General features: G+C 67.4%; 21 protein-coding genes and 1 pseudogene. 15 read left to right on the top strand and 7 right to left on the bottom strand.

What is annotated here, in order from left to right:
• Window positions 1-57: 57 nt before the first annotated feature.
• The 4 genes from DBO33_RS35925 to DBO33_RS35910 all read right to left on the bottom strand — a co-directional run bounded on the left by DBO33_RS35925 (window position 58) and on the right by DBO33_RS35910 (window position 3,009).
• Entirely contained in the window at window positions 58-1,434 is a 1,377-nt protein-coding gene (locus DBO33_RS35925; protein WP_107659009.1) for a phosphomannomutase/phosphoglucomutase, read from the bottom strand.
• Between the two features lie 63 nt (window positions 1,435-1,497).
• Entirely contained in the window at window positions 1,498-1,878 is a 381-nt protein-coding gene (locus DBO33_RS35920) for a DUF3499 domain-containing protein (protein ID WP_107660884.1), read from the bottom strand.
• Window positions 1,879-2,118: 240 nt separating this feature from the next.
• On the bottom strand, window positions 2,119-2,598 hold the full coding sequence (locus tag DBO33_RS35915; RefSeq protein ID WP_167768837.1) for a metallopeptidase family protein: 480 nt from the start codon (window positions 2,596-2,598) through the stop codon (window positions 2,119-2,121).
• 177 nt (window positions 2,599-2,775) lie between these two features.
• Window positions 2,776-3,009, bottom strand: a complete 234-nt coding sequence (locus DBO33_RS35910) for a WhiB family transcriptional regulator (RefSeq protein WP_029901515.1) — start codon at window positions 3,007-3,009, stop codon at window positions 2,776-2,778.
• 522 nt (window positions 3,010-3,531) lie between these two features.
• Here DBO33_RS35910 and cofD point away from each other — a divergent pair.
• From cofD to DBO33_RS35870, 8 genes are all read left to right on the top strand, one after another.
• Window positions 3,532-4,530: a 2-phospho-L-lactate transferase gene (gene cofD / locus DBO33_RS35905; RefSeq protein WP_107659007.1), complete on the top strand. Its 999-nt coding sequence runs from the start codon at window positions 3,532-3,534 to the stop codon at window positions 4,528-4,530.
• A gap of 60 nt (window positions 4,531-4,590) precedes the next feature.
• Entirely contained in the window at window positions 4,591-5,928 is a 1,338-nt protein-coding gene (locus tag DBO33_RS35900) for a coenzyme F420-0:L-glutamate ligase (protein WP_234391229.1), read from the top strand.
• On the top strand, window positions 5,925-6,443 hold the full coding sequence (locus tag DBO33_RS35895; protein WP_107659005.1) for an NUDIX hydrolase: 519 nt from the start codon (window positions 5,925-5,927) through the stop codon (window positions 6,441-6,443). Before DBO33_RS35900 ends, DBO33_RS35895 begins: the two co-directional genes overlap by 4 nt.
• A 183-nt stretch (window positions 6,444-6,626) precedes the next feature.
• Entirely contained in the window at window positions 6,627-7,877 is a 1,251-nt protein-coding gene (locus tag DBO33_RS35890; protein WP_107659004.1) for an alkane 1-monooxygenase, read from the top strand.
• Entirely contained in the window at window positions 7,874-8,047 is a 174-nt protein-coding gene (locus DBO33_RS35885; protein ID WP_107659003.1) for a rubredoxin, read from the top strand. Before DBO33_RS35890 ends, DBO33_RS35885 begins: the two co-directional genes overlap by 4 nt.
• Window positions 8,044-8,226 (top strand): rubredoxin, encoded by a 183-nt coding sequence (locus DBO33_RS35880; RefSeq protein WP_107659002.1) that lies wholly within the window; start codon window positions 8,044-8,046, stop codon window positions 8,224-8,226. Before DBO33_RS35885 ends, DBO33_RS35880 begins: the two co-directional genes overlap by 4 nt.
• 40 nt (window positions 8,227-8,266) lie before the next feature.
• On the top strand, window positions 8,267-8,887 hold the full coding sequence (locus tag DBO33_RS35875; protein WP_107660883.1) for a TetR/AcrR family transcriptional regulator: 621 nt from the start codon (window positions 8,267-8,269) through the stop codon (window positions 8,885-8,887).
• A gap of 193 nt (window positions 8,888-9,080) precedes the next feature.
• Window positions 9,081-10,331, top strand: a complete 1,251-nt coding sequence (locus tag DBO33_RS35870) for an alkane 1-monooxygenase (protein WP_107659001.1) — start codon at window positions 9,081-9,083, stop codon at window positions 10,329-10,331.
• A gap of 18 nt (window positions 10,332-10,349) precedes the next feature.
• Here the strand turns inward: DBO33_RS35870 and DBO33_RS35865 are convergent, their stop codons facing one another.
• Complete coding sequence (locus tag DBO33_RS35865) at window positions 10,350-11,396, bottom strand: glycerophosphodiester phosphodiesterase (protein WP_107659000.1); 1,047 nt, start codon at window positions 11,394-11,396, stop codon at window positions 10,350-10,352.
• A 101-nt stretch (window positions 11,397-11,497) separates the two neighbouring features.
• Between DBO33_RS35865 and ahcY the strand changes: the two genes are divergently transcribed.
• The 7 genes and pseudogenes from ahcY (at window position 11,498) to hpf (ending at window position 20,033) form a co-directional block, all read left to right on the top strand.
• On the top strand, window positions 11,498-12,982 hold the full coding sequence (gene ahcY, locus DBO33_RS35860; protein WP_107658999.1) for an adenosylhomocysteinase: 1,485 nt from the start codon (window positions 11,498-11,500) through the stop codon (window positions 12,980-12,982).
• A 96-nt stretch (window positions 12,983-13,078) separates the two neighbouring features.
• Window positions 13,079-13,726 (top strand): dTMP kinase, encoded by a 648-nt coding sequence (locus tag DBO33_RS35855; protein WP_107658998.1) that lies wholly within the window; start codon window positions 13,079-13,081, stop codon window positions 13,724-13,726.
• Between the two features lie 78 nt (window positions 13,727-13,804).
• Window positions 13,805-14,482, top strand: a complete 678-nt coding sequence (mtrA, locus tag DBO33_RS35850) for an MtrAB system response regulator MtrA (RefSeq protein WP_069163595.1) — start codon at window positions 13,805-13,807, stop codon at window positions 14,480-14,482.
• Between the two features lie 70 nt (window positions 14,483-14,552).
• Window positions 14,553-16,325 carry an MtrAB system histidine kinase MtrB gene (gene mtrB, locus DBO33_RS35845; RefSeq protein WP_107658997.1) on the top strand — a complete coding sequence of 591 codons (1,773 nt, stop codon included), beginning with the start codon at window positions 14,553-14,555 and terminating at the stop codon, window positions 16,323-16,325.
• 83 nt (window positions 16,326-16,408) lie between these two features.
• Window positions 16,409-18,232 carry an MtrAB system accessory lipoprotein LpqB gene (gene lpqB, locus DBO33_RS35840; RefSeq protein ID WP_107658996.1) on the top strand — a complete coding sequence of 608 codons (1,824 nt, stop codon included), beginning with the start codon at window positions 16,409-16,411 and terminating at the stop codon, window positions 18,230-18,232.
• Window positions 18,233-18,373: 141 nt separating this feature from the next.
• Window positions 18,374-19,098 (top strand): annotated as a pseudogene (locus tag DBO33_RS44280) (ComF family protein).
• A gap of 230 nt (window positions 19,099-19,328) precedes the next feature.
• Window positions 19,329-20,033: a ribosome hibernation-promoting factor, HPF/YfiA family gene (hpf, locus tag DBO33_RS35825; RefSeq protein WP_407670643.1), complete on the top strand. Its 705-nt coding sequence runs from the start codon at window positions 19,329-19,331 to the stop codon at window positions 20,031-20,033.
• Window positions 20,034-20,116: 83 nt separating this feature from the next.
• On the opposite strand, the gene DBO33_RS35820 is transcribed toward hpf, so the two are convergent.
• Window positions 20,117-21,253: an MAB_1171c family putative transporter gene (locus DBO33_RS35820; protein ID WP_107658993.1), complete on the bottom strand. Its 1,137-nt coding sequence runs from the start codon at window positions 21,251-21,253 to the stop codon at window positions 20,117-20,119.
• Window positions 21,250-21,774: a hypothetical protein gene (locus tag DBO33_RS35815; protein ID WP_107658992.1), complete on the bottom strand. Its 525-nt coding sequence runs from the start codon at window positions 21,772-21,774 to the stop codon at window positions 21,250-21,252. Before DBO33_RS35815 ends, DBO33_RS35820 begins: the two co-directional genes overlap by 4 nt.
• Window positions 21,775-21,789 lie beyond the last annotated feature (15 nt).

Here is a 21,789-nt window from a genome sequence, read left to right as displayed (position 1 = left end):
GCTGCCACGCCGGGCCCGAGTCGGGCGAATTCAAGGCCTGTGATTCCACTATTCCAGTCAGGACCGGACGATGCTCAGGATCTCTGTTACGAGTGCATCTACATCTTCGGTTGATCGGGCTTCGACGTTGAGCCGAAGCAGCGGTTCGGTGTTCGACGCGCGCAGGTTGAACCAGGCGTCGTCGGCCAATTGCACGGTCACGCCGTCCAGCCTATCCACCGAGATCGTGCGATCCGCGAAGGCCTCCACCACAGCCAGCGTCCGCTCCTGCGCGTCCGGCACGGTGGAGTTGATCTCGCCGGAGGCCGCATACGTTTCGTAGGCCGACATCAGCTCCGAGACCGGCCGATCCTTCTCGCCGAGCGCGGCGAGCACGTGCAGCGCGGCGAGCATGCCGGAGTCGGCGCCCCAGAAGTCGCGGAAGTAGTAGTGCGCGGAGTGTTCGCCGCCGAATACCGCGCCGGTCGAGGCCATCTGCTGCTTGATGAACGAGTGGCCGACCCGGGTGCGCACCGGGGTGCCGCCGAGCGCGGTGACGAGCTCGGGCACCGCGTGCGAGGTGATCAGGTTGTGGATGATGACCGCGCCGGGCTCCTTGATGAGCTCGCGTTCGGCGACCAGCGCGGTGATGGTGGACGGCGACACCGGGTCGCCCTTCTCGTCCACCACGAAGCAGCGGTCGGCGTCGCCGTCGAAGGCGAGACCGATGTCGGCGCCCGACTTGACCACCAGGTCTTGCAGGTCCACCAGGTTCTTGGGGTCGAGCGGGTTCGCCTCGTGGTTGGGGAAGGAACCGTCGAGCTCGAAGTACAGCGGAACGATGGTCACCTGCGGCAGCGCGTCGAACACGGCGGGCACGGTGTGGCCGCCCATGCCGTTGCCCGCGTCCACCGCGATGGTGAGCGGGCGCATCTCGCCGAGATCGACCAGGTCGTGCAGGAACGCCGCGTAGTCGGCGAGCAGGTCGGTTCTGGTCTCGGTGCCGCGTGGCCCGTCGTAGCCGGGCACGCCCTCGGCGACCTCGGTCTTGATGGTGGCCAGGCCCGTGTCCTGGCCCACCGGAATGGCTTTGGCGCGGCACATCTTGATGCCGTTGTAGCGTGCCGGGTTGTGGCTCGCGGTGAACATGGCGCCGGGGCAGTCCAGGCTGCCGGAGGCGAAGTAGAGCTGATCGGTGGACGCGAGCCCGATGTGCACCACGTCGAGGCCCTGGGCCAGCACGCCGTCGGCGAAAGCCGCCGACAGACCGGGGGAGGACTCGCGCATGTCGTGTCCGATGACGGCCCGCGTCGCGCCTTCGGCACGCATCAGCCTGGCGAAGGATGCGCCGATGTCCCTGACGAATTCGGCGTCGATCTGTTCACCGACCACACCGCGAACGTCGTAAGCCTTGATCACCGCGTTTACGAATTCGGCAGAGCGGGCGACTGTCATGCCCACCACCCTAGGGGATGGCAGGCGGCGGAGCCGACGGGGGATGACCCGGTTCTCAGTGGTTCAGGAGGGCGGGTCGGGGAGTACCCGCAGATGTCCGCGGCGCCCGGTGCGGGTGGTGCGCTGCGGCGGCGGGGCGTAGTCGCGGTAGCCGCGCTGTTCCTGTTCCGGCGGGCGGCGGCGTAGGCCGGCCTCGCGGACCGCTTCGGCGAGCGCGGTCAGATCGTCGTCATCCGGTGTGCTGGAGGAGAACCCGCCTTCGTGGCGGACCATTTCCCAGCCCTTCGGGGCGGTGATGCGGGAGCCGTGTGTTTCGCAGAGATCCCAGGAGTGTGGTTCGGCGACGGTCGCTAGTGGTCCGACTACGGCGGTCGAGTCCGAGTACACATAGGTGAGCGTCGCGACGGCCGGATTCTTGCAACCTGGACGGCAGCAACGACGCATGGGGATCACGCCGATGAGAGTAACCCTCCTGGCGGTCCGATGTGGATAGACACGCTCATGATTCGGGCAAAAACTCCCGCCAGGCGGCGGCTGCCGCAGGCGGGCGCGGGGCGTCGGGCCGCGGACGGCCCGAGCCGGTGTCGGTGCGCGGTCTGCGGGCCGCGCACGCGGTGTCGGTAATCAGTTATCGCCGCTCGCAACAACATTCGTTACCGAGGCGGCGTCGGCTCGGTGTGACTTCTACTCGGGTTCCGGATCGATGATGTCCGGATCGACGCCGAGGTAGGTGGCGATCTGCTGGACCAGCACCTCGCGCAGCAGGTCGACCAGGTCGTCGGGGTCGCTGGCGCGCAGCTCGAGCGGCTTGCGGAACAGCACCACCCTGGCGCGGGTGGCGGTGCCGTGCCGGTCGACGCCTGCCGGGATGAGGCGGGACAGCGGCACCGGTCCGTCGGCGACCACCTCGTCCGGCCAGGTGACCGAATCAGGGTGCAGCGGGCGGATTTTCGGCACATCGTCGACCGCGATATCCAGTTTGGTGAGCCGGTCGTGCCAGCGGGTGTCCAGCGGTGCGAACGCCTCGAGCACCAGCCGATCGAACTTCTGTCCCCGGGTGCGCCAGGCAGGCACCGTGGGCGGCAACATCGGCCCACGTACGCCGCGACCACGGCGGATCACCGACCGTGCGGTCGGCGGACGACGATTACGGGAACGTGCCATGGGTAAAACCTAACCAGCCCGCCCCTGGCCCGTGCACCCAGTGCTACTTCGGCCGGTCGGCGGGCGTGCCGCCGGGCCTCGGGCGTACCCCCGGAGCTACCCGTATGTTCGCGAGAACCGTTGTCGCCGTAGCGAGTTGTCGCGCGTGCGGATAACTCGGGGGTCAACCCAAGTCGGCTAGCCGATGCCGCGCTTCAGGCGGCGGCGCTCTCGTTCGGAGAGGCCACCCCAGATGCCGAAGCGTTCATCGTGGGCGAGTGCGTATTCCAGGCACTCGTCGCGTACTTCGCAGCCCATGCAGATCCGTTTCGCCTCGCGAGTCGAGCCGCCCTTCTCAGGGAAGAACGCCTCCGGATCGGTCTGCGCGCACAGGGCACGCTCCTGCCACTGCTCTTCGATGGATTCGAACATCTCGTCGAAGCCCGTGACGACCAGGCTGAGCCGGGGCGCCGAGACTTCGTCACCCGAGCCGAGCACGGTCGCCGAGACTTCGTCACCCCCCTCGCGATCCTTCCAGCCGTTGTCTGCGCAGACGCCACGTGCTGCGCCTGCTGTGGAATCGGTCGGCGAGACCATCTCGTTGGCCATCGCTCCGCCTCCTCACTGTGTGTTAGCGCAGAATGATTCGTTCCGTCGGACCAACACGCATACCGACGGCCATACCCCGCGACGTTGTCCCGCGGACGTCCCCGAGCTCGTCATCTCGATGCGAACATCTGTTCGAAAAGCCGTTCGCGCCTTGCACTCTCGCGCGAACCCGAAATGACATGACTGTGATTAGACACGCCGGACGTGTCGATGGTCAAGCGGCCGTCGCTATTCCGTTACTATCCGCGAACGCTTTCGAAGATGATCTTGAGTCGGAGTAGGGCAAATGACCAGCAACTATAGCCCGAACATCGCCCGGTCCGACAGCGCATAGGCTGTGCGGATGTGACTTCCCTTCAAGCGGACAGCGACTCCCTCGGCGGCCCGAGGATTGCCGTACTGGTCGGGGGTGTCGGCGGCGCTCGCTTCCTCCAGGGCGTCCGGGAACTGCTGCCCGATGCCGATGTCTCCGCGATCGTGAACGTCGGCGACGACGTCTGGATGCATGGCCTGCGAATCTGTCCTGACCTCGATACCTGCATGTACACCCTCGGCGGCGGCATTGATACCGAGCGCGGCTGGGGCAGGCTCGACGAGACCTGGCACGCCAAGGAAGAGCTGGCGAAGTACCACGCGCAGCCGGACTGGTTCGGGCTGGGCGATCGCGACCTCGCCACGCATCTGGTGCGCAGCGAGATGCTGCGCGCCGGGTACCCGCTCTCCGCGGTCACCGAGGCCCTCTGCAACAGGTGGCAGCCGGGGGTGAAATTGATCCCGGCAACCGACGATCGTTGTGAAACGCATGTGGTTGTGACCGACCCGGACGACCCTGGCGAACGTCGCGCGATCCATTTTCAAGAGTGGTGGGTTCGCTATCGCGCGAACATCCAGACCCATGGATTCGCCACAATTGGGGCCGAGGACGCCAAACCAGCCCCGAATGTGATCGAGATCATAGAGTCCGCGGATGTGGTCTTGCTCGCTCCGTCGAACCCCGTGGTGAGCATCGGCGCCATCTTGGCGGTGCCTGGCATCCGGGGCGCGCTGCGCACAACCGCGGCCAAAGTTATTGGTATATCCGGTGTGATCGACGGTAAACCTCTGCGCGGCATGGCCGACGAGTGTCTGTCGGTGATCGGGGTCGAGACGACCGCCGAGGCGATCGGCCGTTACTACGGTGCCCGCTCGGCCACCGGCATCCTGGACGGCTGGTTGATCCACACCACCGACACCGCCGACGTGCCCGGCGTGGAAGTACGCAGTGTGCCGTTGCTGATGACCGATCCGCCGACCACCGCCGAGATGGTGCGGGAGGCGCTGGACCTTGCGGGCGTGAAGCCTTGAGCGCGATGTGCGGGAGGCTCCGGATCTTGCGGGCGTCGAGCCGTGAGTGAGGATGAGAATGTGAATGACCATGCCGCAGGGGAACTGCGCATCCTGCCGATCACCGGCCTGCCGGAGTTCCGCCCCGGCGACGACCTCGCCGCGCACATCGCGGACCGCGCGCCCTGGCTGACCGATGGTGACGTACTCGTGGTGACGAGCAAGATCGTCGCCAAGGTCGAGGGCCGCCTCGTCGACGTACCGCTGGATCCGGAGCAGCGCGACGCCGCGCGGCGCGCCCTGGTCGAGCAGGAGGCGGTGCGGGTGCTCGCGCGCAAGGGCCGCACCCTGATCACCGAGAACAAGCTCGGCATCGTGCAGGCCGCATCCGGCATCGACGGCTCCAATGTCGAACAGGGCGAACTGGTTCTGCTGCCCGCTGATCCCGACGCCAGTGCCAAGGCCTTGCGGTCGGCGCTGGCCGAGCGGCTCGGCGTGCACGTCGCCGTGGTCGTCACCGACACCATGGGCCGGGCCTGGCGTAACGGGCAGACCGACGCCGCGATCGGCGCCGCCGGCCTGCGAGTGCTGCACGACTATGCCGGTGCCGTCGACGGGCAGGGCAACGAACTGCACGTCACCCAGGTGGCGATCGCGGACGAACTGGCCGCCGCGGCGGACCTGGTGAAGGGCAAGCTCGGCGGCGTGCCCGTCGCGGTGGTGCGCGGGCTGCCGATCGCCGACGACGGGTCCAGTGCCGCCGACCTGTTGCGCGGCGGCACCGACGACCTGTTCTGGCTCGGCACCGCCGAGGCGATCGAGCAGGGGCGCCGCGAGGCGGTGCTGCTGCGCCGCTCGATCCGGCAGTTCGCCGACGCACCGGTCGATCCCGCCCGCGTGCGCGCCGCCGTCGCGGTGGCACTGACCGCGCCCGCGCCGCACCACACCCGGCCGGTGCGCTTCGTCTGGGTGCGCGACGCCGAGCTGCGGACCCGGCTGCTGACCGCGATGGCCGACAAGTGGCGGGCCGATCTCACCGCGGACGGCCTGGCGCCCGATCGGGTGGAGCGCCGAATCGCCCGTGGCCGAATCCTTTTCGACGCACCCGAGGTGATCATCCCGTTCTGCGTACCGGACGGCGCGCACGACTATCCGGACGAGCGGCGCCGCGCCGACGAGCGCACCATGTTCACCGTCGCGGTCGGTGCGGCGGTGCAGGGCCTGCTCGTCGCGCTGGCCACCGAGGGCCTCGGCAGCTGCTGGATCGGCTCCACCATCTTCGCGCCGGAGATCACCCGCGCGGTCCTCGGGCTCGAGCACGACTGGAATCCGTTGGGCGCCATCGCCATCGGCCATCCGCTCGAGGAACTCCGGCCGCGCCCGGTGCCCGGCGCCAGTTTCGGACTGGTCGAGCTGTGAGCGCGGATTCCCTGCACGCCTCGGCCATCGAGTTACTCGAAAAATGGTCGCCCGGCGCGAATTACGACCAGTCGCTGCGCCACGCGATGCTCGCGTTCCTCGGCTCGGCTCCGCGTGGTTGTCTGCGTGAGCACGTGCCGGGCCACATCACCGCCTCGGCGGTGGTGTTCTCGCACGACGAACGCGAGGTCCTGCTGACCCTGCATCCGCGGGTCGGGTTGTGGATCCAGCTCGGCGGGCACTGCGAGGAGGGCGACGACACGGTCGCCGATGCCGCGCTGCGCGAAGCCACCGAGGAGTCGGGCATCAGCGGTCTGCGCATGGAGCCGGAACTGTATGGCGCGCAGGCGCATTCGATCACCTGCTCGCTCGGCGTGCCGACCAGGCATCTCGATCTGCTGTTCCGGATCACCGCGCCCGCGGGTGCCGTCCCGGTGCGCAGCGCGGAGTCGACCGACCTGCGCTGGTGGCCGGTCGACGCGCTGCCCGAGAACGCCGAAGTGCTGCTGCGCTAACTCCCCTCGACAACCGACACCCCGGCCGGAGATCGCTCCGACCGGGGTGTTCGTGTTTGTACCGGACATTCTGCTTTACAAATCGGCCAATTTGTCTAGACAAACGACAAATAGATCTCTATCGTCCATTTCAGAGGTAACGCACGTCACACGTGACGTGCCGCTTTTGGATGGGAGACAACGATGTCGACAGAGGCCGACACGTCCGCGCAACCGGTGGCAACCCCGGACTGGCGCGATCGCAAGCGCTACATGTGGCTGTGGGGATTGTTCGCCCCCACCGGCCTTTTCACGATCGGCATCCCGATCATCCTGGCCCTCAACGCGATCGGCTGGCAGACGCTGGCGCAGGTACCGTTCTGGCTCGGCCCGATCCTGGTCTACGTGCTGATTCCGTTGGCGGACATCTTCTTCGGACCCGACGGTGATAATCCGCCGGACGAGGTGATGGAGTATCTGGAGCACGACAAGTACTACCGGTATCTCACCTACCTGTATCTGCCGTTCCAATACGCGTCACTGGTCATGGCTTGCTATCTGATCACCGCGGATCAGGTGAGCTGGCTCGGCTTCGACAACGGTCTGCACCTGGTGGACAAGATCGGCCTGGCGATCACCGTCGGCATGCTCGGCGGCATCGGCATCAACACCGCGCACGAACTGGGCCACAAGAAAGTGCACCTGGAGCGCTGGCTTTCCCGGATCGCGCTGGCCCAGTCCTTCTACGGCCACTTCTATATCGAGCACAATCGCGGCCACCATGTGCGCGTCGCGACGCCGGAGGACCCGGCGAGTTCCCGGATCGGCGAGTCGTTCTGGGCCTTCTGGCCGCGCACCGTGTGGGGCAGCCTGACCTCGTCGCTGCGGTTGGAGAAGGCCCGCCTGGCCCGGCTGGACAAGAAACCGTGGAGCCTGAAGAACGAGGTGCTCAGCGCCTGGCTGATGTCGGCGGTGCTGTACGCGGCGCTGGTCGCGGTGTTCGGGATCGAGGTGCTGCCTTATCTCGTGCTGCAGGCGGTGATCGGTTTCAGCCTGCTGGAAGCGGTGAACTATCTCGAGCACTACGGTCTGGTCCGTCAGCGCACCGCGTCCGGCCGCTACGAACGGCCCGCGCCGGTGCACAGCTGGAACAGCGACCACATCGTCACCAATATCTTCCTGTACCACCTGCAGCGGCACAGCGATCATCACGCCTACCCGACCCGGCGCTATCAGACGCTGCGCAGCTGGGACGGCGCGCCGAACCTGCCGAGCGGGTACGCCAGCATGATCCTGCTGGCCTACTTCCCGCCGCTGTGGCGCCGGGTGATGGACAAGCGGGTGCTCGCGCACTATCACGGCGACATCACACTCGCGAACATCCACCCCGCCAAGCGGGACAAAGTGCTCGCCCGCTACCAGGGCGGTGCGGCGACCGGCGAGGTGCGGGGATGAATCGTTTTCGCTGCCCGGTCTGTGAATACGTGTACGACGAGGGAAAAGGCGCGCCACACGAAGGTTTCCCGCCGGGAACGTCCTGGGAAAAAATTCCCGACGACTGGTGCTGCCCGGACTGCGGCGTCCGGGAAAAGATCGACTTCGAGCCGATAGGAGCCGTCCGATGAATGAATACAAGCTGTTCCAGTGCATTCAATGCGGCTTCGAATACGACGAAGCCAAAGGCTGGCCGGAGGACGGGATCGTCGCGGGTACCCGCTGGGACGATATCCCCGACGACTGGACCTGTCCCGACTGCGGCGCGGCGAAGGCCGACTTCTACATGGTCGAAATCGAACGGTCGTGAGATTTTGACTGCGGCAACCGCCCGTGACAGTGTCGCCGGTATGCCGCGCTCCGGAACCCGCATCCCTTATCAGGAGGCGGCGCGTGAACTCCTGCGCGCCTCGGTCCTCGATGCCATGCGCGACCTACTCACCGAACGGGACTGGTCCAAGATCACCCTCGGTGACGTGGCGGGCCGGGCCGGAGTCAGCAGGCAGACGCTCTACAACGAATTCGGTTCGCGCAGTGGCCTTGCGCAGTCTTACGCGCTGCGCCTGGCCGACGATCTGGTCGACCACGTCGACGCGGCCATCACCGGCAATGTCGGTGATGTCCGCGCGGCGTTCCGGGAGGGCATGACCAATTTCTTCGTCGACGCCGCGGCCGACCCGCTGGTGCAGTCGCTGCTCGCGGGCGAGGTGAAATTGGATCTGCTGCGGCTGATCACGCTGGACGCCGGCCCGTTGCTGGACCAAGCCACCCGCCGGCTGTCGCTGGCTTTCCAGCACAGCTGGGTCGCGGCCACGGCGGCCGAATCGGACATCATCGCGCACGCGCTGGTGCGCATCGCGCTGAGCTATATCCCGACGCCGCCCGGTCCCGGCCGAGACGCGCCCGCGGAGTTGAGTGCGTTGCTGAGTCCGTATGTCGAAGCGATTCTGTCCGCCCGGATCGAGCACTGATCCACCCCGGAAGAACCCCGGTCCGTTTGCGCTGAGTAAGCCAGGGCTTCAACTACATGTGAGCCCACTTAAAAGCTACCCCCCATAGCTGTAACGCTCATCACGTTTCAACCGTCAAAGTCTGCGAAACAGCCGTACAGTCTGGAACTATTCTCGTACATCGGAGTTAGGGTTCCTATTTAGCGGGGCAAACGTGCAAACGGTTGGCAAACCGGCGGTATCTTCAGATCCCAAACGACACTTATGGGTTTTCGGGCTGATCGCTCCACTGAGCGCACTCCTGCCCTCGCAACTCGTGTTGCAGACGGGCGCAAGGGTGTTCTGGTGGATCGGTCCAATCATCGTGTTGATCGTCATCCCGGTCCTGGACTGGGTTGTCGGCGAGGACGGCACCAACCCGCGCGATGAGGATTACGAGTTGCTGAGCAACGACCGGTACTACCGGTGGTGCACCTATCTGTTTCTTCCTGTGCAGCTGCTCGGCCTGCTCATCGCCTGCTACATGTGGGCGGGGCACGAGCTGAGCATCGTGGACAAGCTGGGCCTGGCCGCGACGCTGGGCTTCGTCAGCGGCATCGGCATCAACGCCGCGCACGAGCTCGGCCACCGGGTCGAGCACGCGGAGCGCTGGCTGGCCAAAGTCGCGCTGGCGCAATCGTTCTACGGGCATTTCTTCGTGGAGCACAACCGCGGTCACCACGTGCGGGTGGCGACGCCGGAGGATCCGGCCAGCGGCCGGCTCGGCGAGACGCTGTGGGAGTTCCTGCCGCGCAGCGTGTTCGGCAGCTTCCGATCGGCCATCGAGCTGGAGCGGGTGCGGCTGGAGCGCAAGGGCCTGCGCTGGTTCAGCGTGCACAATCACATCCTGCAGGCGTGGTCGATGAGTGTGGTGCTGTTCGGCAGCCTCATGGCGCTCTTCGGTATCGGCGTGCTGCCGTGGCTGATCCTGCAGGCCGTGATCGGCGCGTCGCTGCTGGAGACGGTGAACTTCATCGAGCATTACGGCTTGCTGCGGGCAAAGAAGCCGAACGGGAACTACGCGCGCTGCTCGCCGCGGGACAGCTGGAACAGTGACCGGTTGGTCACCAACATTTTCCTGTTCCATCTGCAGCGGCACAGCGATCACCACGCCCATCCCGGACGTCGGTACCAGACGCTGCGCAGTTCGATGCAGGCGCCGCAGTTGCCGGCCGGTTACGCGACGATGATCCTGTTCGCCGTGGTGCCGCCGCTGTGGCGGGCGGTGATGGACCATCGGGTGCTCGAGCACTACGAAGGCGACGTCACCAAGGCCAATATCCACCCGCGCAAGCGGCGCCGGATCCTGGAGACCTACGGGACCGTCGCCACGTTGACCGGTGCGGCGCAGGCGAATTCGGCCAAGGGTACGACGGCGCAGTCGACCCCGGCGGAGTCCGACGTGCGGGAGTCGGGCGCGGCGTAGGCACCGGCCCGCCCCGGCTCAGTGGTGGTAGGCAGGAGGCAGGGGTAAACCCTTCTCCTGCAATACCTCCCGCATCCGGTCGGGGTAGTCGGTGATCACGCCGTCCACGCCGGTATCGAGTTGCGCGGCGATCGTGGCCTTGTCGTTCACCGTCCACGGGATCACCCGCAGATCCAGTTCGTGGGCGCGCTCGACATAGGCCCGGTCGGCCACCAAACCGAAGCCGCGCTCACCTGCCTTGCGGCCGTAGGGGACCGAGTAACCGGGTGAGGCGGTGTTGGCGCCGAGTGCCTTGACCGCGCCGAGCGGATCGCCCGCGTAGTCCTCGTAGCGAATGGGGCCGAGCCACTTCGAGCCGGCCACGAAGGTGGTGTCGTCGTAGAGCGCCACCAAGGGGATCGTCGGATTCGCCTTGCGTACCAGCGGAAGTGCGCGCCAGTCGAAGCTCTGGATGTCGACGTTGCCGGTCTCGCCGGCCGCGGCGACCGTGCTGAGGATGACGTCCACGAACTCCTGCGGTGTCGCCGACTGCTCGGGGTGCTCGGCCTCCAGCTTCGTCTCGATGTTGTAGCGCAGGTTCGCGCCCCGGTAGGTCTTGACCAGATCGAACAGGGCGGGCAGCGTCGCTATCTTGTTGCCGGGCAGCCCCTGCTGGTCCGGGTAGTCGGCCAGGGTCTTGCCGCAGTCCAGCGTCTGGGTCTGGGCGTAGGTGAGGTCGTGCACCAGCTTGCCCACGTAGGGGAACTGCGGATCGTCCAGCGTGACGGGCGCGGTGTCCGCGCACTTGGTCGCCAGCACCGTCGGGTCGTGCCAGATCATCGGCATCTTGTCCTTGGTGAGCACGATGTCGAGCTCCAGCGTGCTCACGCCCAGTTCGATCGCCTTGCTGAAGGCGGGCAGCGATTCCTCGACGGTCAGACCGCGTCCGCCGCGGTGCGCCTGCAGCTCCACTGTTCGCGGCGCAGTAGCCGGTGACGAGTCCGCTGAGCTGTCGCACGCGGTGCTCAGACCGAGGACGAGCGACCCGGCGACCGCGGTCGTGACGATGACGCGAAGGTTCGGCATCGCGCCAAGCTAGCAAGGGTGAGTACGGTGTACCCACCCGCCGCGCCAGCGACTAACCTTGCGTGTTGGTACCGACTTACCAGGAGAGGCAGATAGAGGCTATGACGCCCTCAGACCTTCCCGCGCGAACCGAGCTCACCGCCGATGTGCGCAACGGCATCGACTTCAAGGTGGCCGATCTCGGGCTGGCCGAATTCGGCCGCAAGGAGATCCGGCTGGCCGAACACGAGATGCCCGGCCTGATGGCGCTGCGCCGCGAGTACGCCGAGGTGCTACCGCTGCAGGGTGCGCGCATCTCCGGCTCGCTGCACATGACCGTGCAGACCGCGGTGCTGATCGAGACCCTGGTCGCGCTGGGCGCGCAGGTGCGCTGGGCCTCGTGCAACATCTTCTCCACCCAGGACCACGCGGCGGCCGCCGTCGTGATCGGCCCGCACGGCACCCTCGACGAGCCCAAGGGCACCCCGGTCTTCGCTTGGAAGGGCGAGAGCCTGGAGGAGTACTGGTGGGCCGCCGAGCAGATGCTCACCTGGCCGGACGAGCCGGCCAACATGATCCTCGACGACGGTGGCGACGCCACCATGCTCGTGCTGCGCGGCGCGCAGTTCGAGAAGGCCGGCGTGGTGCCGCCGGAGGACGAGAACCACTCCGCCGAGTACAAGGTGTTCCTCAACCTGCTGCGCGAGCGCTTCGAGACCGACAAGGGCAAGTGGAGCGCCATCGCCGATTCGGTGCAGGGCGTCACCGAGGAGACCACCACCGGCGTGCTGCGGCTGTACCAGTTCGCCGCCGCGGGCGAGCTGGTGTTCCCGGCGATCAACGTCAACGACTCGGTCACCAAGTCGAAGTTCGACAACAAGTACGGCACCCGCCACTCGCTGATCGACGGCATCAACCGCGGCACCGATGTGCTCATCGGCGGCAAGAAGGTGCTGATCTGTGGCTACGGCGACGTCGGCAAGGGCTGTGCGGAATCGCTTGCCGGACAGGGCGCCCGGGTGCAGGTCACCGAGATCGACCCGATCAACGCGCTGCAGGCGCTGATGGACGGCTACGACGTGGTCACCGTGGAGAAGGCGATCGGCGACGCCGACATCGTCATCACCTCGACCGGCAACAAGGACATCATCACCCTCGAGCACATGAAGGCGATGAAGGACCACTCGATCCTCGGCAATATCGGTCACTTCGACAACGAGATCGATATGGCGGCCCTGGAGCGTTCCGGTGCGACCCGGATCAACATCAAGCCGCAGGTCGACGAGTGGACGTTCAAGGACTCCGGCAAGTCGATCATCGTGCTGTCCGAGGGCCGCCTGCTGAACCTGGGCAACGCCACCGGCCACCCGTCGTTCGTCATGTCCAACAGCTTCTCCAACCAGGTGATCGCGCAGATCGAACTGTGGACCAAGCCGGACGAGTACGACAACGAGGTCTACCGCCTGCCCAAGCACCTCGACGAGAAGGTCGCGAAGATCCACGTGGAGGCGCTCGGCGGCGAGCTGACCAAGCTCACCAAGGATCAGGCCGAGTACATCGGCGTGGACGTCGACGGACTGTTCAAGCCGGAGCACTACCGCTACTGAGATGACACGGGGCCGCCGGATCCATGGGATCCGGCGGCTTTCGCGTTTCTCCGGCCGAGCCGAGGCCCGGCTCGTGCCCTCGGTACCCTGCGTGCCATGGGCGCGCTGATTGTCATCGAAGGGCTCGACGGTGCGGGCAAGCGGACGCTGACCGAGGCCGTGACGACCCGATTGCGGGACGCCGGACTGCGAATCGACTCGCTGGCGTTTCCGCGCTACGGCCGTTCGGTGCATGCCGACCTGGCGGCGGAGGCGTTGCACGGCGCGCACGGTGACCTCGCGGCGTCGGTCAACGCGATGGCGCTGCTGTTCGCGCTGGATCGGGCCCAAGCCCGCGACGAACTGACGAAGTTGTTGGCGGACAACGACATCGTGCTGCTCGACCGGTACGTCGCCTCCAACGCCGCCTACAACGCGGCCCGGCTCGACGAGCAGGCCGACGGCAAAATCGTCGGCTGGATAGGCGAATTGGAGTACGAGCGGTTCGCACTGCCGACGCCGGCGGTGCAGGTGTTGCTGGATGTTTCGCCCGAACTCGCGGCCGAACGGGCGCGCAAGCGCGGTGAGCTCGACCACAGCCGGGCGCTGGACGCGTATGAACGGGACGGACAACTTCAGCAGCGAACCCTCGCGGTGTACCGTGAGCTGGCTCAACACAACTGGTATGGGCCGTGGTGGATATTCCGATCAGGTGACGATCCAGCCACATTGGCTGCGCGATTGGCGGATTTGATTACCCGCTAGGGTTAGATGTGCGGCGGGTTCACACCAGTGTTGGCGTGGCAGCCCGATCCTGGCCTGGGAGATGACACCATAGTAATTATGAAGCCGAAGATTCTGGTCGTCGACGACGATATGGCGCTCGCTGAGATGCTCACGATCGTCTTGCGCGGGGAAGGGTTCGACCCGCATGTGGTCGGCGACGGCACACAGGCCCTGGCGGCGGTTCGCGAGATCCGCCCCGATCTGGTGTTGCTGGACCTGATGCTGCCCGGCATGAACGGCATCGACGTATGCCGTGTGTTGCGGGCCGATTCCGGAGTCCCGATCGTGATGCTCACCGCGAAGACCGACACGGTCGACGTGGTGCTCGGTCTGGAGTCCGGTGCCGACGATTACATCGTCAAGCCGTTCAAGCCGAAGGAACTCGTCGCCAGGGTGCGTGCCCGGTTGCGGCGCACCGAGGACGAGCCGGCCGAGCTGTTGTCGATCGCCGACATCGTGATCGATGTGCCCGCGCACAAGGTGACTCGCGGCGGTGCGCAGATCTCGCTGACGCCGCTCGAGTTCGATCTGCTTGTCGCGCTTGCCCGTAAGCCGCGCCAGGTGTTCACCCGCGAGGTGCTGCTCGAACAGGTCTGGGGCTACCGGCATGCCGCCGATACCCGGCTGGTCAACGTGCATGTGCAGCGGCTGCGCGCCAAGGTCGAGAAGGATCCGGAGAACCCGGAGATCGTGCTGACCGTCCGTGGCGTCGGCTACAAGGCCGGACCGCCGTGATCCGTCGCGTTGAGCGAGTGCAGGCAGCGTTCGTGCGGACGGAGGCATCGAGCGCCGACGAGGCTCGGTCGTGATCGATCGCTCCAGCAGCAAACTGGAGCGGCGACTGGCAGCGATAGGAGCCAGATTCACCGAGCTCGGTACGGTGCTCGGCCATCTCTGGCAGCGATCGTTGCAACTGCGGGTCGCGGTCTCGACCATCACCCTGTCGCTGATCGTGATCACCATCCTCGGTGTGGTGCTGACCGATCAGATCACCAACCGGATGCTGGACACCAAGATCAACGCGGCGGTCGAGGAGATGGTCCGCGCCCGCAACGCGGCGCACAGCCAGCTGGTCGGTACGCACGACACCGGTACTCAGCTCAATCGGCTCGTCGAGGCGCGCAACGCGCTCTCCAGCGACGGTAGCCCGCAGACCGGGGTCGCGGGCAGTTACGACGTGGCGCTGGTGATGGTGGACGGCGGCCAGCAAGAGGTCGCCGCGGGACCGATCCAGGACGTGCCCGCCGAGCTGCGCAACTTCGTGCGCCGCGGCCAGGTCAGCCGTCAGTTCACCACGGTCTCGGACTCCAGCGGTTATCGCGGCCCCGCGTTGATCATCGGCAGCCCGAGCACCGAAATACCCACGCTGGAGATCTATCTCATCTTCCCGCTGTCCACCGAGGCCCGCAGCCTGTCGCTGATCCGCGGCACCATGCTGATCGGCGGCATCGTGCTGCTCGTCTTGCTCGCCGCCATCACGGCGCTGGTGACCAGGCAGGTGGTGCTGCCGATCCGTTCGGCGGCGCGCATCGCCGGTCGCTTCGCCGACGGCAGGCTCAAGGAACGCATGCTGGTGCGCGGCGAGGACGACATGGCGCGGCTGGCGCAGGCGTTCAACGAGATGGCCGAGAGCCTGTCCAACCAGATCACCCAGCTGGAGGAGTTCGGAAACCTGCAGCGCCGCTTCACCTCCGACGTCAGCCACGAGTTGCGCACCCCGTTGACCACCGTGCGTATGGCCGCGGATCTGATCCACGGCAGCAGCGACGATCTCGATCCGGCGCTGGCCCGCAGCGCGGAGCTGTTGGTCAACGAGCTGGACCGGTTCGAGGGCCTGCTCAACGATCTGCTCGAGATCAGCCGCCACGACGCGGGCGTCGCCGAACTCCAGGTCGAATCGCTGGACGTGCGAATGTGCGCGCGGGCGGCGATCTCCACGGTGCGGCACCTGGCCAAGGACGCGGGCGTCGAGGTGGTCATCGATCTGCCCGAGGAACCGTTGGTCGCCGAGGTGGATCCGCGCCGGGTCGAGCGGGTGCTGCGCAACCTGCTGGCCAACGCCATCGACCACAGCGAGGGCAAGCCGGTGCTGATCAGGATGCGCGGCGACGTCGACGCCAACGCGGTCTCGGTGGTGGTGCGCGACCAGGGCGTCGGGCTGCGGCCGGGCGAGGAGAAGCTGGTCTTCAACCGGTTCTGGCGCTCGGATCCGTCGCGCATGCGCCGCTCCGGCGGCACCGGGCTCGGCCTCTCGATCAGCGTGGAGGACGCGAACCTGCACGAAGGCAGGCTGGAGGCCTGGGGCGAGGTCGGCGTCGGCGCGAGCTTCCGGTTGACGCTGCCGCTGGTGCGCGGCAAGAAGCTCGGGGTCAGCCCGCTGCCGCTGGAGCCGGTGCGCAAGCAGGCCGTCGTGCGGCAGGTCGAACTGGAGGCCGTCCCGGCTTCGCCTGCGCCGGAACCTAATCCGGTGTCCGGTGCGACATCGGCGGCGGCCACCGGGAACGGATCGACCCCGCCTGCGACTTCGTCATCGGCGGGGGCCGACTCGGCGCACGAACCGGGGGACGTACCGTCATGACTCGGCGTTACCCGCCCGGTGCGCGCCCGGCGCGAAACACACACCCGACGACGGGGGCGCTCGGTCCCGGGGGAAGGGGTTTGATGGGAATGCGTGTCCGTTCCGCGAAGACGCAGCGGCTGTTCGCGGGCGCCGCGGCGGCGCTTGCGGCCTTGGTCGTGCTCTCTGGGTGTGCCAGCCTGCCGGAATCCTCGGCGCCGCAGGCGCTGGGCACCATCGACCGGGAGCCCACTTCCGAGGGCCCGCCGCCGCCGGTCGCCGGGCGCGACCCCGATCTGCTGCTGCGCGACTTCCTGCTGGCCACCGCCGACCCGACCAATCGGCACCTGGCGGCCCGCCAGTACATGACCCCGTCGGCCGCCGCGCACTGGGACGACGCCGCGGGCACCACGATCGTGGAGAAGCCGGATACCTTGCGCGAGTCGCGAACCGGCGACAAGGCGACCTATCGCATCCGGGCGCGCAAGGTCGCCGAGCTGGACACCAACGGCGCGTACCGCGCCTCGGCCGACCCGCCGCTGGAACACAAGATCGAGATGACGAAGGTCAACGACGAGTGGCGCATCGACGAGCTGCCCGACGGCGTCGTGATGGACTCCATCGCGTTCGGCAAGTCGTATCGGCGCTACGTGCTCTACTTCGTCGATCCGACGAGCAGCGTCGTGGTGCCCGATCTGCGCTGGGTGTCCGTGCCCAAGGCGCAGCTGACCCAGCGGCTGCTCGCCATGCTCGGCGAGGGCACGCAACCCGCGCTCGCCCCGGTGTTACGCAACGAGCTGGCCGCGCCGATCACCTTGCGCGGCCCCGTCACCAAGGCCAACGGAGATCCGGACGAGGTCGGGGTCGGGATCGGCGGCGTGAAAATCGATTTCGCCGGCGCGTCCGCGCTCAACCCCCGCGATCGTGAGTTGCTCGCCGCGCAGGTCGTACTGACCCTGGCGGGTGCGGACATTCTCGGCCCCTATGTGCTGCTCGCCGACGGTAAACCGTTCGATGACCGGTTCACCGGCAGCGGCTGGTCGACCGCCGACGTCCAGCACTACAGCCAGCCGACCGTGGGGAACACCCAGGTCGGTCTGCACGCGCTGCGCGGCGGCGCGCTGGTACAGGTGCCGGAGAACAACGCCGTCATCACCCCGGCCCCGGGTTACTTCGGTGCCGTGAACAACCTGCTGTCCGCGTCGCTGTCACCGGACGGTCAGCTGGTCGCCGGGGTCGCGGACACCGGGCGGCCCGCGCCGGAACTGCCGCGCACCTTGATGATCGGCACCTACGGCGGCAACGCCATTCCGGTCGCCGCGGGCGCGACGATCACCCGGCCGTCCTGGAATGTCGACGGCACCGCCGCGTGGGCCGTCATCGATGGCGAACGGGTGATCCGGGCCGTCAACGACCGGACCACCAACACCGTGTCGGTCCAGGATGTCGACACCTCGGCACTCACCACGTCGAGCTCCGGGTCGAACTTCCGCCCGCCCATCACCGAGCTGCGGATCTCCCGGACCGGCGTGCGGGCCGCGCTGATCGCCGACGGCAAAGTCTATGTGGCGGTGGTGGTTCCGAAGCCCGGCGGCGGGTACGCCTTGGCCTCGCCGCTGCCGGTGGGCGTCAACGCGAGTGCGAACGCCGTGTCGCTGTCCTGGTTCGGCAACGACCGGTTGATCATCTCCCGCGAAGGCAACGTCGACCCGGTGGGCACCGTGTCGATCGACGGTTCACAGCCGATGCCGCAGACCAGCCGCAACCTCACGGCGCCGGTGCGGCAGGTGAGTGCCTCGCCGGAGCACCAGTACGCCGCCGATTCCCGTGCGGTGCTGGAGCTGACCAGCAACCCGGACGGTGGCGAACCCTACTGGCGCGAGGTGCCAGGACTAGGGGCGAACGCCGTGCCGGTGCTGCCGGGCTGACGGATTTCTGCGGGGCCATCCGTACCGATTCCCCCGGACAGCGCACGCGTAAACAGTTCCCTGGCAACGGTATCGAGGACGCGGTAGCAGCCGGCTCCGCCGAGACGGTCGTTTGTCGGTGGGCGGGCGCAGACTCGGTCGATGCGGACCCTGTTGGATTTGATCCTGCCCGCCTCGTGTGCGGGCTGCCGGGCGGCGGGGGTCGGCTGGTGCGCCGACTGCGCGGGCGCGCTCGCGGGGCCGCCGCTGCGGGTGTGGCCGCGGACCGATCCGGGGGTGCCGTGCTGGGCGCTCGGGCCGTACGCGGGGCCGGGGCGGCGGGCGGTGCTCGCGGTGAAGGAGCGCGGGCGCCGGGACCTGGCCGCGCCGCTCGGGCTGGCCTGGGCGGGTGGGCTCGCGCGCTTGCGCACGGCCGAGCGGCCACTGGTGCTGGTGCCCGCGCCGCGCCGGAAGGGCGCGGCGCGCCGGCGCGGGGGGGGTCCGGTGCCGCGTGCGNCCGGCCACTGGTGCTGGTGCCCGCGCCGAGCCGGAAGGTCGCGGCGCGCAGGCGCGGTGGTGATCCGGTGCTGCGTGCGGCGGAGGTAGCCGTGAGTTGGCTGCCCGATAGCCAAATGATATCCGTGCTCCGGGTGTGGTGGGGTGTCCGTGATTCGGTGGGGTTGACACCCGGTGCGCGGGCACACAATCTGCGCGGGCGGATCACGACGATACCCGCTTGCCCGGCGCTGCGCGAGATCGCGGAAAACGCCGAGGTAGTGCTGGTCGACGACGTGCTGACGACCGGAGCGACGGCACGTGAATCGGTGCGCGCGCTTGCCCGGATCGGATTACGGACACGTGCCGTGCTGGTTACCTGTGCTGCTTGACTCCGGGAAATTTGCGTGAACACTGGCGCACTCCCGAATGTCGTACTACCGTCGCGATCACACACCCGAACCGGGAGTTTGGAGGTGGCGCCTCGGACATCATGTGCCGAGAGATCGTCGATCGGCACGGCTCAATCCCGCCGCACGCACATTGTCTGTGCGGCCATATTCGGGAGGTACGCGTGACGACTTCTTCACGACCTTCAGTGCAAGACGCTGACCCTTCGGTGCTGGACGACCGCACCGTCGACGTGACCGAACAATCCACTGCAGACCGACCCAGGACGCCCCGTGCGGACGTCGTGGTCAAGGGTCGCAATGTCGAAGTTCCGGATCACTTTCGAATCTACGTCGCGGAGAAACTCTCCCGCCTCGAACGCTTCGACCCGTCCATTTTCATTTTCGACGTCGAGCTGTTCCACGAGCGAAATCGACGGCAGCGCAAGAGCTGTCAGCGCGTCGAGATCACCGCGCGCGGTAAAGGCCCGATCGTGCGGGCCGAGGCCTGCGCCGATAGTTTCTACGCCGCGTTCGAGTCGGTGACGGCCAAACTGGAGAGCAGGCTGCGCCGCACCAAGGACCGCCGCAAGGTGCACTACGGGGACAAGACCCCGCTGTCGGTCGCGCAGGCCACCGCGGATCTGGTGGACGAGTCGCTGTTCGCGCAGCCGAACGGATCCGGCGCGCACGACCACCCCGACGGCGACACCCGCCGCTCCGAGGAGCAGGCGGAGAATCAGGAATACGCGGCCGGACCAGGGCATATCGTGCGCACCAAGGTGCACACCGCGACCCCGATGTCTGTCGACGACGCCCTCTACCAGATGGAACTCGTCGGCCACGATTTCTTCCTCTTCCAAGACCGGGAGACCGACCGACCGTCGGTTGTCTACCGTCGGCACGCCTTCGACTACGGGCTCATCCGGCTCGCGTAGTTCGGCTTTCCACCCTTCCACCGCTCCGGGTATCCAGCGCCCGAGTTGGGTGCCCGGAGAACCCGCACCCGTCCCGGCGATCGTCAGCCGCCCCGGCTGGGCTTCGGCAGTAACTTCGTCAAACCTGTTGGTATCGTGCGAGTTTCGCGTATCCGCCAAGCTCGTGCCAGCTCGAGCAGACGGCGGATGTCGGAGTCGAGATCGCTGGACGGGGTGCCGAATCGATCGGCTTCCCTGCTGCCCGCGGCGGGAGCGGCACCGGCCCGCTTGGCGGTGATCGCCTGCCGCAGTTGCCGGGCATAACGCTCGTTACTCGGCGGACCAGGCGTGGTCTGCTCGGCGGGCAGATACCGGTGCAGGTGCATCAGCGCGTCGCGGATCTCCACCGTCATCCGGAGCAGGCGGGCGTCCGGCGGCGCCGGACCGCTTGCGGGCAGCACGATCTCGGGCACGGCCGCGGTGAGCTCGGACCACAGCGGCCGCAGCCGACGGCAGCGCCGGCCGGACCGGTCCCACCCGGCCCGCGCCGACACCAGCTCGGCCAGCGGTACCGCCAGCATCGCGGCCAGCACGAACACGGTGCCGAAATTCGGTGCCGCCCAACGGGTCAGGTGCGGGTCGTCGGCGTTCCAGCGGCCGGTATGCCGGGCGATCGAGCTCACCAGGCTCGCGCCGGCGATGACCGGCGCGGCGAGCAGGGCGGTGAAGACGGCCCGCTCGTACCTGCTGACCTGACCGGTGCGCAGCTCGCGCAGGCCGACCCGCCAGACCAGCCTGCCCGCGGCGATCAGCGGAATCCACATCACCGCCGACACCACGAACTCCTGCCAGCTGCTGTCCTGTCCGAGCAGGGTGCCTGCCCGCCGGTAGGGCGTGCCGATGATCAGGATCAACCCGACGGCGGCGACGGCGGCGAGGTCGTAGTACCGCTGTCTACGTGCCGCGACGCGCGGATCGGTGTCTGCCCACAGGGTCGCGGCTCCGTAGATGTTCGCGATCGCGAGCATGGTGGCGCCCATCGACAGCTGGTGCATCACGCTGCCGAACTGCGGTGCGATACCCCGCTCCAGCAGGACGAGCGACACCGCGGTCCAGGCCAGTGCCCGGTTGAGCAACCGGTCGATCGCGGTGGTGTTGAGCACCGCGAAACGGCCGAGGGCCACGGCGACGACGAAAACGATCACCGGCACCGCGAAGACCGCGGGGACGGGGGAGCTCACCGACGACGGTCGCGGAAGAAAGTCCGGTGTAGCAACGAGTCTCGGCGTGGCGGGCGCATGGCGTGCAGCATGACCATGTCGGCGAAGGTTTCGGCGTCGCGTTCGCGGGTGGTGCCGTAGTCGGTCCGGCCCAGCACGTGCGCGATGGATTCCGGCGAGATCGACGGGAGAAGTTCGGCGACCGCGGCCACCGTCGGGGTGGTCGGCGCGGGTTCGTCGTCGGTCGGCTGCTCCGGGCCGTGGCCGAGCAGCATGTGGCCGAGCTCGTGCACGATGATGTGCTCGGCGTGCCACTCGGTGGTGTCCGCGCCGTAGACGATGACATCGCTGTCCTGCTTCGCGATCCACAAACCGCTGCCGGTGCCGCACCCGGTGCCCGCGAGCAACGCGGTATCGATCGGCAACAGACTGATGCTCCGGCCGCGATACCGCGCGACATCGTCGAGATAGCTCGACAGATCCCACGGTTGGGGTATCGGTACGTCGCGGGTCAGGTTCCGGAACCGGGCCTGCATGGCCATGCGATCGATCTCCTA

Origin of the sequence: Nocardia suismassiliense (assembly GCF_900269665.1) — a bacterium.
In the GTDB taxonomy this organism is placed as follows: domain Bacteria; phylum Actinomycetota; class Actinomycetes; order Mycobacteriales; family Mycobacteriaceae; genus Nocardia; species Nocardia suismassiliense.
The sequence above is the reverse complement of the archived record's forward strand: the minus strand, read 5'-3'. Positions and strand labels throughout refer to the sequence as shown.